This window comes from Pseudomonas mandelii (genome assembly GCF_900106065.1).
Classification (GTDB): Bacteria; Pseudomonadota; Gammaproteobacteria; order Pseudomonadales; family Pseudomonadaceae; genus Aquipseudomonas; species Aquipseudomonas mandelii.
The window spans coordinates 4,113,688-4,126,599 of record NZ_LT629796.1 but is presented as its reverse complement, the minus strand read 5'-3'; the positions used below and the strand labels follow the sequence as shown (position 1 = coordinate 4,126,599).

At 59.3% G+C, this 12,912-nt stretch carries 9 protein-coding genes and 1 pseudogene; 8 read left to right on the top strand and 2 right to left on the bottom strand.

The genetic code is table 11. The features are described 5' to 3' along the window. Nucleotides 1–92 precede the first annotated feature (92 nt). Both BLU63_RS19095 and BLU63_RS32800 read right to left on the bottom strand, forming a co-directional pair. Nucleotides 93–332: a DUF7740 domain-containing protein gene (locus BLU63_RS19095; protein WP_082643880.1), complete on the bottom strand. Its 240-nt coding sequence runs from the start codon at nt 330–332 to the stop codon at nt 93–95. Nucleotides 333–555: 223 nt separating this feature from the next. Continuing rightward, a complete protein-coding gene (locus BLU63_RS32800; protein WP_156422912.1) occupies nt 556–720 on the bottom strand; it encodes a hypothetical protein in 165 nt (54 codons plus the stop codon). A 33-nt stretch (nt 721–753) separates the two neighbouring features. Here BLU63_RS32800 and BLU63_RS19085 point away from each other — a divergent pair, with 33 nt between their 5' ends. The 8 genes and pseudogenes from BLU63_RS19085 to BLU63_RS19050 all read left to right on the top strand — a co-directional run bounded on the left by BLU63_RS19085 (nt 754) and on the right by BLU63_RS19050 (nt 12,689). Then, a complete protein-coding gene (locus tag BLU63_RS19085) occupies nt 754–3,180 on the top strand; it encodes an ATP-binding protein (RefSeq protein ID WP_057005348.1) in 2,427 nt (808 codons plus the stop codon). A gap of 319 nt (nt 3,181–3,499) precedes the next feature. Continuing rightward, the gene (locus BLU63_RS19080; RefSeq protein WP_057005349.1) at nt 3,500–5,524 is read left to right on the top strand and encodes a DNA topoisomerase III; all 2,025 of its coding nucleotides are present in this window, start codon (nt 3,500–3,502) and stop codon (nt 5,522–5,524) included. Nucleotides 5,525–7,131: 1,607 nt separating this feature from the next. After that, a complete protein-coding gene (locus BLU63_RS19075; RefSeq protein WP_083375969.1) occupies nt 7,132–7,845 on the top strand; it encodes a DUF5983 family protein in 714 nt (237 codons plus the stop codon). 309 nt (nt 7,846–8,154) lie between these two features. After that, on the top strand, nt 8,155–8,955 hold the full coding sequence (locus tag BLU63_RS19070) for a hypothetical protein (RefSeq protein WP_057005351.1): 801 nt from the start codon (nt 8,155–8,157) through the stop codon (nt 8,953–8,955). An 83-nt stretch (nt 8,956–9,038) separates the two neighbouring features. Continuing rightward, the gene (locus BLU63_RS19065; protein ID WP_057005352.1) at nt 9,039–9,401 is read left to right on the top strand and encodes a DUF3085 domain-containing protein; all 363 of its coding nucleotides are present in this window, start codon (nt 9,039–9,041) and stop codon (nt 9,399–9,401) included. A 113-nt stretch (nt 9,402–9,514) separates the two neighbouring features. Continuing rightward, on the top strand, nt 9,515–10,852 hold the full coding sequence (locus BLU63_RS19060) for an IS4 family transposase (protein WP_082643881.1): 1,338 nt from the start codon (nt 9,515–9,517) through the stop codon (nt 10,850–10,852). 131 nt (nt 10,853–10,983) lie between these two features. Next, nucleotides 10,984–11,818, top strand: a pseudogene (locus BLU63_RS19055) (phosphoadenosine phosphosulfate reductase domain-containing protein). 319 nt (nt 11,819–12,137) lie between these two features. Continuing rightward, nucleotides 12,138–12,689, top strand: coding sequence for an STY4534 family ICE replication protein (locus BLU63_RS19050; RefSeq protein WP_083375968.1), 552 nt, complete (start codon nt 12,138–12,140; stop codon nt 12,687–12,689). Nucleotides 12,690–12,912 lie beyond the last annotated feature (223 nt).

Below are 12,912 nucleotides of genomic sequence, written 5' to 3'. Positions count from 1 at the left end.
ACATGGAGAAGCTCCCGGAGAACCAACCTACGGCCCCCATTCGCGGCCTCATGGCTTCCGGCTACTCTTGCAGACGCTTCTCGCTTGCCACATCAGTCCAGATTCTCCGCGATATGGAACACAAGTTTGAGCGGTTCCTTGCTGTCGACTATCTGGTACATCACATCCCGCTTGCTTCTCGGCAGCGTTTTGGTACAGCGCTTCGCCGTATCACGCACTGCGGCATCCGTGCCGTGGATGGTCGCCGCCAACAGCAGCACTAGGTATGCATCGGTAAGCGTCTTCGCCATCACCTCACTCTCGTTGCAAATCGTCACTAACGCTTGGCCCATTGCATAGCGTCTTTCTTCGGCTGATCAGGGGGTAGCTTAACGACCATCACTCGCTGTCTCGCCACTTTGCACCCAACCGCTTGGGCCTGGATCATCTCAAGTTGCTCCACTGACGTCCACTGAGGTCGCTGTCCGCGGTACATGACGATGCCCCCCGATGTTCCACTCACGACACGCTTGAACCTCCTGAGCACGCCATCACACGCTGCTTACGTCGGTCTGCTCACACCCACTCACGCTGAATACGGAGCAGCAGCGGCTCGGTTAGGTTTTCGACAACCCCGGTAATCGCCGGCATCAATGATCGGGTGTCCATTCTTTCCCGGTGCACAGGTCGAATGCCGGGCTCTTCATTGCGCATCGGCAATGAAATGGACGGCGTATTCATCAATATCTTGACCTAACGCTACAAGGAGGGTCCATGCGTCTGCCATTCGAGCTCGATCCGCAGATCATCCATCACATCATTTACAGCCAGGCGGGCTCCATCAGCAAAGCCCTCATCGAGTTGCTGATGAACTCGGTCGACGCCAGGGCCAGCTCTGTGCATCTTTCACTGACCCGTAGTGGCTTCACCTGCAGCGACGACGGCCAGGGCTTTGCCAGCCGCGACGATGTCGTTCGGTACTTCGGTCGGTTCGGCACGCCACACGATGAAGGCGACGCCACCTACGGCCGTTTCCGCCTCGGGCGCGGCCAGATCATGGCGCATGCCAAGACAGTCTGGCGCTCCAATGCCTGGAGGATGACCGTCGATACACGTGCGATGGGCTATCACTACGATCTGGACGACCTCCAGGACGCGTCGCCGGGCTGTTCGATCTCTGGCGACTGGTACGAAGTCCTGAGTGATGTGGAGCTGATGTCGGCCATCCAGGAGGTTCGGGACCTGGTGCGTTACACCCCCGTCAGCGTTGAGCTGAATGGCCAGCGCATCACCCGCGATCCCCGCACCGAGCACTGGGATGCCGAGGACGAGTTCGCCTGGTATCGGGTGAAAGCGGACGGCGCCGTTTCCATCTACAACCAGGGCGTACTGGTGCGTCACGATCCCGCGCATTTGTGGGGTGCAGGCGGCCTCATCGTTTCCAAAAAGGCCATCGGCCTGAACGTCTCCCGCACCGAAATCCTGCGCAAGACCTGCTCGGCGTGGAAATCAATTGCCAGGCAATTTGGCCAGATGGCTGACCAGATGGCGTCCCGTCTTGGTGACCACCGCAAAACCGAGGCTCGCCGTGAAAAATCCGCGCGGGCCTTGCTTTCGGGCGATGCCAACATCGTCCAGATCTACTCTCGGGAAGAGGTCGTCACGCTTCTGCCCGGCAAGCGGCACGTGTCGTTAGAGGACTTTCTGCGCAAATGCCGTTATAGCCACAACCAGCGGCAAGGCGGCAGGTTCGCGGTCGTAGACAACGCCTTCGAGGTCCCGAAGGGGGAAACCATCGCCCGCGAAGGTATCGCCGTGATTGTTCACCCCACCACGCTCGACCGCTTCGGCTGCTACAACGCACAGGATTTTCTCGACTGCATCATTCGGGTCCATGCCAACCTGCGCCACGACGTGGAGCAGAACGGCACACCGTACTGGTGGCTGAACGGCCTCTACGTTCCGGACTTGCTCGCGTTTTCAACACTGCGCGACGCGTTCATTGAGCGGACCCATATCTTGACGGAGAAAGACGCGCTCGATCGGGAAACACGGCGCGCCTGGACCGCTTTACGCTGGTGCCTGCATCACTACGCCGCCCTGTGCACGGGTGGCCGGCCTGCGTACGGGGGGCAGGTCCGTGAGGGTAAATCGCTGCACATTCTTCTCGGGCAGTCCAACATCGCCGAGGCGTGGACCGACGGCAGCAGCTACATCGCCGTCGACGTCACCCTTGTGAAACGGCTCAAGTCCAGTCCGCTCAGGAGCGCTGCCTATATTTTTTCTCTCATCGAGCACGAGGTTGCCCACGAAGGCGACAGCCTCGACTGCGGCCACGATGAAGCGTTCTATCAGCGCTTCCATGACCTCGCCCTGCAACACAGCGAGCAACGCCAGCGCTACATGCACATGTGGCTAATAAAGTACACCATGAGCCTGGAGGGTGACGGGAAGCGCGCGCGTGGCGAGGCCTGGCGTGAACGTTATCTGGTCGACCGTGCCGGCAGCGGTCGGGAGAAACGCGGCCTTCCGCCGATCATCGAAGATATCAGCAACGATCCTGTCGTCGTCGACCCGGTTCCTGGCGAAAATATGGCCTTCATCGACTACCAGAACACGCTTCTTGCTGTGGTTGGCACCGATTCCCCGGCACCCAACTGGCCGAATGTCCTGACGCGTGCCGAGGCTGACCAGAAGCTCATCGAGGCGCAGCACCGGGTTGACACGGCGCAATGTACCTCAGCGCAGATCCAGTACGACGAGGAAGAGGCCACGTATTGGGCCGAGATCGAAGCCTATGAGAAAGCCCAGGCCGGGGCCAAAGAGGCTGCACGGCGTCGATTCGCCACACTGTTCAATGTACAGGTCCAAGAGCTCCATCCTGACGCACTGTGCTACTTGCTGCGCGAGGATCTGAGCGATGAAGAGCTTCATGCCCTGTGGGCTGCAAAGCCCTGGGAGGCTGACGACCAGGAGTACTCTGGCGATGACGAACTTGAAGACGGCGACCTCGAAGAAGTCGACCCGCCCGATGGTCGTCAAGGAGCTTCTTGTGATGGCCCGACAGCGCATTTATCCGAAGACCTGCAGGCACTGATCCGTCCCGGCGAGACAGCATGGACGCTCGAGCGCAATGCGGCCGCTGCCGGCTTCTTTTGTGTTGGTGATTATCTGAAATGGCGTGAAGGGCCGGATGCCTGATCCGGGGGCGGCTGTAGCAACCGATGGTCGCCCTCAATTCGCCAGCGCCTATCGGCCTGCCAAGTACCGGCTTCCAGCGGACACCGCTATACCCAGGGTATAGCGCCATGGACGTCCACTGAGTTCCACGTGCGCGCCCAAAACGAAGCGCCTGCTCTGACGATCGCCTAAACGACCCTGGATTCAACTGCCGCAATCTTGCCTCCCAGGGCCAACAAGCCGGTTATTGTCGAGTCCACCTTGTTTGCGGTCTCTCGCGGTCTCCCCGGACATGCTGGTGCTCATTCGATGGACACCACGCTATTTCCGAGGAGGTTGCATGCGCGTGTATCTGTGCGAGAAGCCTTCGCAGGGTAAAGACATCGCGCGTGTGCTGGGTGCGAAACAGCGCGGAACTGGCTGCTACAACGGACCAGGAATTGTCGTGACCTGGTGCATCGGTCACCTGATCGAGGCGGCACCACCGGAAGCCTACGGTGAGCAGTACAAGCGCTGGTCCATTGAACAGCTTCCCATTCTTCCCGAGCGCTGGCGCAGCGAGGTCAAGGCCTCCACTGCCGCGCAATTCAAGGTCGTCAAACAGTTGCTCGGACAGGCCACCGAACTGGTGATTGCCACCGATGCTGATCGCGAAGGCGAGATGATTGCCCGCGAAATCATCGAGCTGTGCGGCTACTGTGGTCCCATTCAACGGCTGTGGCTGTCGGCACTGAATGACGCCTCCATTCGCAAGGCACTGGACGCGCTCAAGTCATCGAGCGAGACCCTGCCGCTGTATTACTCGGCACTCGCCCGCTCTCGCGCCGATTGGTTGATCGGCATGAACCTCAGCCGGTTGTTCACGGTGCTCGGCCGCCAAGCCGGCTACCAGGGCGTCCTCTCAGTCGGTCGTGTGCAGACGCCGACGCTGCGTCTTGTGGTTGATCGCGACCGCGAGATCGCCCGGTTCGTGTCTGTTCCGTTTTGGTCCGTCGAAGTGCAGCTATCGCACGCCGGCAATTCTTTCACCGCAAACTGGATGCCGCACGATGCCACCACCGATGCTGCAGGTCGGTGCCTGGACCAACGAACGGCCCAGCAGGCAGTAAGCCAAATCGGCGGCACTCGTGAGGCGCAGGTGCTGTCGGTGGAAACCGAGCGGGTCCGCGAAGTCGCGCCTCTCCCGTTCGACCTCAGCACGCTGCAGGAAGTCTGCTCGCGTCAGTTTGCTCTCGACGTTCAGGAGACACTGGACATCGCGCAATCGCTGTACGAGACGCACAAGGCGACCACCTATCCCCGTTCGGACTCCGGCTACCTGCCGGAGAGCATGCTGGCCGATGTGCCGACGGTACTCAACGCCATCCTCGCAACTGATCCCAGCCTGCGCCCCTTGATCGACCAACTCGACCGCACCCAACGCTCACGCGCCTGGAACGATGCGAAAGTCACTGCTCACCACGGCATCATTCCCACGCTGGAGCCGACCAACCTTTCTGCCATGTCGGAGAAGGAGCAGGCCGTTTATGGGCTCATCCGTTCGCATTACCTGGCGCAGTTTCTGCCTCACCATGAGTTCGACAGAACAGTCGCCACCTTGTCAGCCGGCGGCCAGACACTGCAGGCGACGGGTAAGCAGGTTGCCGTCCTGGGATGGCGCCTGGCGCTAATCAACAGCGGACCAGCAGCACCCGACAATACGGACGACGAGCCCACCCAACGTAGCCAGATCCTGCCGCTGCTATCCGAGGGCACACATTGCCAGGTCCACTCTGTCGATCTGAAAGCGCTGAAGACACTGCCACCCAAGCCGTTCACGCAGGGGGAGTTGATCAAAGCCATGAAGGGTGTCGCCAAACTGGTGACCGACCCACACCTGAAGCAGAAGTTGAAGGAAACCACGGGCATCGGCACAGAGGCCACCCGTGCAAACATCATCAACGGCTTGCTGGGCCGAAGCTACCTGATCAAAAAAGGCCGATCCGTCCGCGCCTCCGAGGCGGCTTTCACCCTGATCGACGCAGTTCCAGCGGCCATCGCCGACCCGGGCACGACCGCCATTTGGGAACAGGCGTTGGACATGATCGAAACCGGTCAGTTGACCCTGGACACCTTCATCGAGAAGCAATCGGTCTGGATCACGCAACTGGTGCAACAGTACCGTGACATCATCTTGTCCATCCAGATTCCCGAAGGTCCAGCTTGCCCATTGTGTGGTGCAGCGACGCGGCAGCGCACCGGCAAAACCGGTCCTTTTTGGTCGTGCAACCGTTATCCTGACTGTAAAGGCACCGTACCGTTCGAATCGTTCGATGGGAAGCAAGCCGCTTCGCGCAAGCGGCGGACCGCTCCCAGAGCTTCCTGACGCCTGCCAGACACGTCCTGCCCCAGCCGCGTTTTCCAGCGGTTGTCAGGAATGGCCCCGCTACCCGCGGGGCATCCCAAGCATGCCCCCGCCTTCTGCAATGGCATGTACCTCTCCAGCGGCTCGTGTCGTCGGGAGGATTGAAGGTGCTTTCCTGCCCGGCCGGATGCACGGCCTGTTGATCGGCACTCTCTACGTCCGGCCCGAAGGGTCTCCTGGCGCCTTGCGCGCGAGATGCCAGGAGACCCTTCGGGGACGACGGTGTTCTCCCCCGGTGCCCGCCGGTGAAACAACGGGCTCCTTTTGTGCGCGGATGTGCGCCGAAAGATATCGACCCCAGCCACGAAACGGGTCGGGTGCGATCTGCTCCAGCGACAGGCGTTGACGACGGCCAGAGTCCCTGCGACAGCCACAGGTGGTATCCCTGTCCCCCGCTGGAGGCGTACTGCCTCCAGCGCCTTGTTCCTCTCCGCATCTTGAACGCCGTCTGCCTGCGACCTGTCCAGAACCGGGTGACTTCGCCACAACCAGAACAGAAGATGGACACATGCACCTTCAACCCCTTCGGTACGGCAGCGTGTGCCGCCGCATCAAAGTCATGAACTTGGCCGCCGAACAGGGAGAGTGGCATGTCGCCATAATTAGGCGTCAGCTCCGGTAATGATGACGAAAGCCCCATACCGGTGCCGAACTATGAAACCCTATTTCTGCTACTACGGGAATACCCCGGCACAGCGGACAGGTACCAATGACGGGGGCTCTGGCTAATGCCCAAGGAGTGCCGCCGCCTTTAAGGCATACCGGACGACTACACCCTGGTGCCGTATCGCGTGCACCTCGCTGCAAAGCCATTGGCAACTCAATGGCCGTGCCTTGCGGCCTAGCTCGGACGACACCTGCAACAGGTCTTGCAATAACAGGGGCGCGCAAAAAGCCCATTGTCGGCAGACGCCATGAAGCCGCTTTGCCATTCTGCCACCATCTGTTGCTAACTCCGGTCAGCACCATGCCAGCAGCCACGGTCCTCAGGCTGCGACGTGGAGGTTCCACGTAGACCGATCCAGTCCGCTTCGCATCGTTTTACGCGGACGTGCGCCACACCTAGCGCCGATGCTCTTCATTCCCGCGCAACCCCGCGTTTCTTCATTCGACGCATGGCACTGACCAGTTCAGAACTGCCGTCGTGTCGGCGTACGCGAATTCAATCCACCGCGCCTATGGCGCATCGTCTTCTGGAGGCTCCCATGGCACTGTGCAGCAAATCACGACTGTTCGAGTTCGGCGGCCATGGCTGCGTCATCAGCAACGAGGTGATATTCCACCCACGACTCAACACAGGCACTGAATCTCGGCGAACAACTGCGCGAGGCCGTGCTGCAGAACCAGATCGATGAAACATCGTGCCTACTCAAGCGCTAGACGGTGAGCCTACTTGTCGGCATCTCCGACCTGCATATTCAAGCGATCCTGCGAGCGCACGTTGCGCAGCTTCTGCTTGATACCTCCAACGCTGAGTGCTTCGACTGAAGCACCAGCATTTATTCACCCACTGGGACCCGATCCCCAGTTGGGGATGGGCTCCGCCTAACCTCTGCTGGAGAAATACCATGTCTCAGACTCCCAATCCTTTCATCCGAGGCTACCAAAACCTGCATGTCGTTCGAACTCTCTGCATCACCTATGAAGACGACAGCCCGCCCGTATGGCGGCGACTTCATCCCAGCCAAGCACACCTTCTGGACGATCAAATCGCACAGTTTCCCTGCATCCTGTGCAACGACTTCGCGCTGATCACGGAAGGCCAGGAGGTCGGCGACGACCTTGAGGCACAGTGCCAAACCGAAGGAATCGTCCGCTCGGTGGTCTACGCCGTCCTCGGCGGCGATGCCGGGCAGCCCATCCACATCGGCGATACCTACGCCGCTGAGGACGCGCGGGAAGTTGTACGGCGCCTGACTTTTGAGACTGGCTTCTACAGCCGATGCTGGGAAATCAGTACGGCGCACATCACCGAAGAAGCGGGTTGCTACCTGACAGAGCTTGCAGACATCGCCACGCCGATCGGTTTTCTGTTCGTCGCTTTCCGGATCCCATACAGCCCGGCGATCGGCGTCAAGGTGATTGCCACGCCCTGGACCGATGCCAACCTGCAGTACGTCGAAGGCATCACCGCCGAGCAGTTGCGGCAGGAGCAATGCGACAAAGGCATGCCGGAGTCGCTGGTGAATGTTCTTCTTCTGGCCGCGCAGGCTGATGTCCGCATCCTGATCTTCGACGCCGACGCACCGGTACTCGACGGCTTGCCGTTGTACGAAGAATGACCCTTGCCACGACATACCTTCTAGCCCCTCAACCGAGGGGCTTTTTTCTGCTCGGATGAAACGACAAATGCGGGGCACGCCGGTTGCCGATTGACGCGGGCCTACCGCCGTGTGGCGATGTCATTCTGCGCACAGGTTTGCTGGCGTAGCCGGCACCATCCCAGGTAGTCGAGACCTTCAAGACTTCGGTGCGGCTTTGCGCGCTGGTCACTGTGCTCCCTGATGCACGCAGCATCTATTTACCCACCCCCCAAGGGATACCCTCCCTTGCGGGCAGGAGTCCCTTGTTTTCCTCAAAGGAGTCTCCCCATGGATCACTCGTCCATTCGCACGCAGATACCAGCGTTGGTGTCGGCCCATGTTCCGCGCAATGTTCGCAGCTTCAAGTTCCGCATCTACGAAGACCTTCCGCAGGAATCCTCGCTCGGCGTCCGTATGGACCCGCAGCCCTTCGAGGGCAAAATTGTCGCCAAGACCGATCAGGTCATTGTGGTCAAGATCGGTCGTGCCGAATTCGCCGTACTGGATCGCCACCAGGTGAGCCAGGAACCCGACGAAGGCACCAAGGTACAAGTCCAACCCTATGTTCGTCGCCGCTTCGACGGTCTTCGCGCGGATACGCCCGAAGAGCGCACAGAAGTAGCCTCAGACGGCACTCCATACACGGTGAAGACACACATTCTCGGATCAGCACCGGCCAAGTTGCCGGCCCCTGAACTGCGTTGCCCGGAGTTGCAGGAACTCGTTCATCAACTGGAGCAACTGCCCGCTCCCGATGGTTTCCGGCGCATCACCCACCTCCTGGTGGATGCCAAGGCCAGGGATTTCACCTGGGTCGACCCGTTGCCCAACAACATCATCGAAACGCCACCCGCGATCAGCTTCACGGTCTCCACGGAGAAATTCCAGGGCCGCGTCACGGTGCTCTATGACCGTGCCGGCGACCATTACGCCGTGGAGTTGCGCCACGCTGATGAACTCATCCAGCGCGTGGACGAGGTGTACTTCGACATGCTCGGCGAAACGCTGGAACACCTGATCGACGACGGGCATTGGCGGCAGATCCAGGTGGAAATCCTGTCGGACGGGCGCAAGCCGATCCGGCATTGATCAGTCGACCAACACCACTCCTTACCTGTCCAGCTTCCTGCCTTCCTGGCGGGAGGCATTTTCCTCAAGCAATGGAGACCACCATGTTGCGATTCAAAGGTACAAATTTGCGTCCCGTGCTGGCCGAGGCAATCGCTCACAAGGGCCGCCTCATCCTCGCCAAGGATCATGGGGTGTATTTCCTGGCCGAGTTCGGCGAGCGTACACCCGATGGGCAGCAAAAACTGCTGGCCTACGCCGTTGGCTGCGATCCCGACATCGATCCATTCGATGACTGGTGGGAACTCGCCCGCACCGAGCTTGGCGGGGATGACTTCGGGGAGTTTCTTGATCCTCACGATGCTGTCTTCACCCGCATCCTCAACAGTGAAGACGATCTTGAGTTGTCGGCCACGCCGACACAGCTTTCGCTGCAAGCCGTTGCGTCCAAGCCTGGTAAAGGCTAGCTCACCACCTGATCACAAGGCCTCCATCCGGGCAATGCTGTTCACTTAAGGATTGTTGACTAATCCTTGAACCGCTGGAAAATCCGGAATTCGATAAGGATTCCGGATTTTTTTTGTCTATTGCCCAGGATTTGAACACTGTTTTGGAAACTGCCGGACAGTCCCTTGCTCGATTGGATGTCTTGGCGGAACACATCCCAGTGGAATGGATAGAGGCTGCGGCGACATTAGCTGAGCAAGCCAGCATTCGCCGTCGCCGATTACCTTCCGACCTGGTTTTATGGCTGGTGGTGGGCATGGCTTTCTTTCGCGGCGAACCGATTGCCGAGGTCGCTCGCCGCCTTAATATCTGCTCCAAGGGCTTGGCCAACGAAGTGCTTCTGGCCAACAGCGCTCTCTCCAAAGCCAGGCAGCGTCTGGGTAAAGAACCCGCTTCGTGGCTCTTCCAGCAGTGCGCAAATGTCTGGGGTTATGAGCGTTACCCGAAAGACCACTGGCATGAACTGCAAGTCTTTGCCGTCGATGGTGCGTTGTTTCGAACCCAGGAAACACCGCAACTGCGTGATCACTTCGGGGCAGGCAATACCTCCAGCGAACGACAAACACCGTACCCGGTCCTGCGTCTGGTGGCCTTGATGAATGTCCGTTCTCATGTACTCGCCAATGCGGCCATCAGTCCATATCGTCGCGGGGAAATCCCCTTGGCTGCCGAGTTTGTCGAGGCGATTCCCGCTCACTCGGTCACCTTGCTGGATAAAGGGTTCTTCAGCGCCGACTTGCTATTGAACATCCAGAACGGTGCGGCCAATCGGCACTGGCTTATTCCAGAGCGAAAAGGCCTTGTGTCCACAGAACTGCTGCGGTACGGCGACGGGGATCGCCTTCTTCAAATGCGCGTCTCGCCTCAGGCTCGAAAGAAAAATCCGACGCTGCCGGAGCACTGGCAGGTTCGAGCGGTGACCTACGAAATCCAAGGAAAAGAGAAAACGGTATTCACCTCTTTGCCCTCCGAGCAGTTCAGTGCTGAACAAGTGGCTACGCTGTACCACGAACGCTGGGAAATTGAACTGGGGTTCAGGGATATCAAAAGTTCAATGCAGGACAACGCCTTGACGCTTCGAAGCAAAACCGTGGACTTGGTGTATCAGGAGTTGTGGGGATTGCTACTCGGTTACAACGTCGTGCGTAGAGAAGCCAGTCAGGCCGCCGTGGCCCACCAGCGGGCGCCTTGCGAGATCAGTTTCAAATTTGCCTGCCAGTTTATTGCCAGCCACTTGGTTGTTATGGCAGCGGTGTTGTCGCCCTCGCACACACCACGAAGATTGAAGGAGCTGCGCGGCAGCATCGGCACGCTGTTCATAAAAAAATGCCCCAGGCCGTCGAGACCCAGGGCAGTGAAGATGTCTAAAACCCGATATCCAGTGGATCGCAACGCTGCTCCGCTTAAGTGAACAGCATTGCTCCATCCGGGGGCCTTTTCTGAACAACGGCCATGTGACCGCATGCCTGTCTCTCGTTCCTTTCACAAGGAGTTCCTTCTGTCGTCGGTGCCTGCCGGCACGCCAGCCTGGAGACAGCTCACATGCGCGACCCATTCAAGATTGACCAACCCACCTGTATCAGTTTCAGCGGCGGTCGCACCAGCGCCTACATGCTGTGGCGAGTGCTGCAGCCAATGCGGGCCTGCCTGCGGATACCGTAGTCTGCTTCGCCAACACCGGCAAGGAAGTGGAGGCCACGCTGCGTTTCGTACGCGAGTGCAGCGTACGGTGGCAGGTGCCGATCCAATGGCTCGAATATCGCGATGCGTTGCCCGGCTTCGCGGTGGTCAATTTCGCAAACGCCAGCCGGCAAGGCGAACCCTTCGAGGCGCTAATCCGCAAGCGCCAGCACCTGCCCAACCCGGTAGCTCTGGGTTGCACCACCTCCCTGAAAATCCGTGCAATGCACAAGTTCGTAAGCAGTTTGGGTTGGACCGATTGGGATCAGTTCATCGGCATCCGGGCTGACGAGCAGCACCGCGTGGCGAAGATCAGGACGCGCAGTCATTCCACAGAGTCCAGCGAGAGACGATGTGCATGCCGTTGGCCGAGGCTGGCGTGCGCGAGGTGACCGCCTTCTGGCAGGCCCAGCCCTTCGATCTGGAATTGCTGACCGTGAACGGCCGCACGCTCGAAGGCAACTGCGACCTGTGCTTTCTCAAGCCACAGGGACAGCGGCTGGCACTGATCAAGGCCAAACCGGGGTCCGCCGTCTGGTGGATACGTATGGAGTCTTTGAATCTTGCCAGCAAACCCAGCGGCGCGCGCTTTCGCCACGATGACCCGAGCTATGCCGACCTAGCCCGATTCACCGCCCACCAGCGCGACATGCTCGATTCCGACGAAGCGTCCATCGCCTGTTTTTGTGGTGACTGAACAATGGGGATGCGCGCCAGTACCGATTTCCGGTAGCGGGCACATCGCACGGGTGCCACGTTACAGCCGTGTTCCGCTGACGTTGTCAGCAACATGCCCAGGTGGTCACGATCTTCAAGACTACGGCGCGGTTCCGTCCGCGTTGATCAATCCAGTTCGCACTCGGCATCCCAGATGCGAACGCCCATCGAGTCTTCGATGGTGATGCCAGTCTAGTTGTACCGGATCCCAGGATCCATCAACCCACGCGGGGGTTACACACCTCCCGTCCGGGTCGGTGTGTCTCCGCACTCTTGTCCTGCAAGTCTGGAGATTCACCATGACCACTTCATCCGAAAAAACCTTTTTCGATCTTCACATCACCGGCCTCGGTTATCTCAATCGCGTTCGCGAAGTGAAGCCAAAGAAAGGTGATCCGTTCCTGGCCTGCGATATCGCAGCGCTCAATGGTCCGAGCGACGACGTCTCGTACGTGCGTTTTGATACGCGCGTATCGGGCTCGGAAGCACAACACCTGGTTCGTCGCTGCATCGAGGCCGTCGAGGCGGAGAAGAAAGTGATGATCGGGTTCCGACTCAGCGACCTGTGGGCTGATACGTTCACCTACACCAAAGGTAAACGTGCAGGCGAACAGGGAGTGAGCCTCAAGGCCCGTCTGCTGTTCATCAGTTGGATCAAGGTCGACAGTACTTTGGTTTACAAGGCCGAGCCGAAATCGACCAAGGCCGATGAAAGCGAATCGCAAGCCCCTGCGGCTTCCGAAACGCCTGTCAGCCAAGAAGCACCCGCTTCGGAAACCTCCGAGCCTGTTGCAGAACCTGTCGACAAAGCCACCGATGCACAAACACCGGCACTGGCCGAGTCGTTCTGATCCGTAACGCCGGGGTGGTCCTTCGATTCAACCCTCGTGCGGTTGATATCGGGCCAACATAAGCCCCGGCCTTCCTTCATTGCCTAATGGGTTATTACGCCATTGGCGTATCCATCCGCATCGGTACGACCGACATGCAGATAGGCTTCTTCCTGCCAATTTTCGTCCAGCCCCTGCATCGCGGGGCTTTTTGTCCTATGCACTCGTGCTCGCCTGGCTCCTA

Bases quoted from the DNA above. Each gene is read 5' to 3' on its own strand.
- BLU63_RS19050 (WP_083375968.1), top strand. From the start codon at position 12,138: ATGACCACTTCATCCGAAAAAACCTTTTTCGATCTTCACATCACCGGC.
- BLU63_RS19095 (WP_082643880.1), bottom strand. From the start codon at position 332: ATGGGCCAAGCGTTAGTGACGATTTGCAACGAGAGTGAGGTGATGGCG.
- BLU63_RS32800 (WP_156422912.1), bottom strand. From the start codon at position 720: ATGAATACGCCGTCCATTTCATTGCCGATGCGCAATGAAGAGCCCGGC.
- BLU63_RS19085 (WP_057005348.1), top strand. From the start codon at position 754: ATGCGTCTGCCATTCGAGCTCGATCCGCAGATCATCCATCACATCATT.
- BLU63_RS19065 (WP_057005352.1), top strand. From the start codon at position 9,039: ATGTTGCGATTCAAAGGTACAAATTTGCGTCCCGTGCTGGCCGAGGCA.
- BLU63_RS19070 (WP_057005351.1), top strand. From the start codon at position 8,155: ATGGATCACTCGTCCATTCGCACGCAGATACCAGCGTTGGTGTCGGCC.
- BLU63_RS19080 (WP_057005349.1), top strand. From the start codon at position 3,500: ATGCGCGTGTATCTGTGCGAGAAGCCTTCGCAGGGTAAAGACATCGCG.
- BLU63_RS19075 (WP_083375969.1), top strand. From the start codon at position 7,132: ATGTCTCAGACTCCCAATCCTTTCATCCGAGGCTACCAAAACCTGCAT.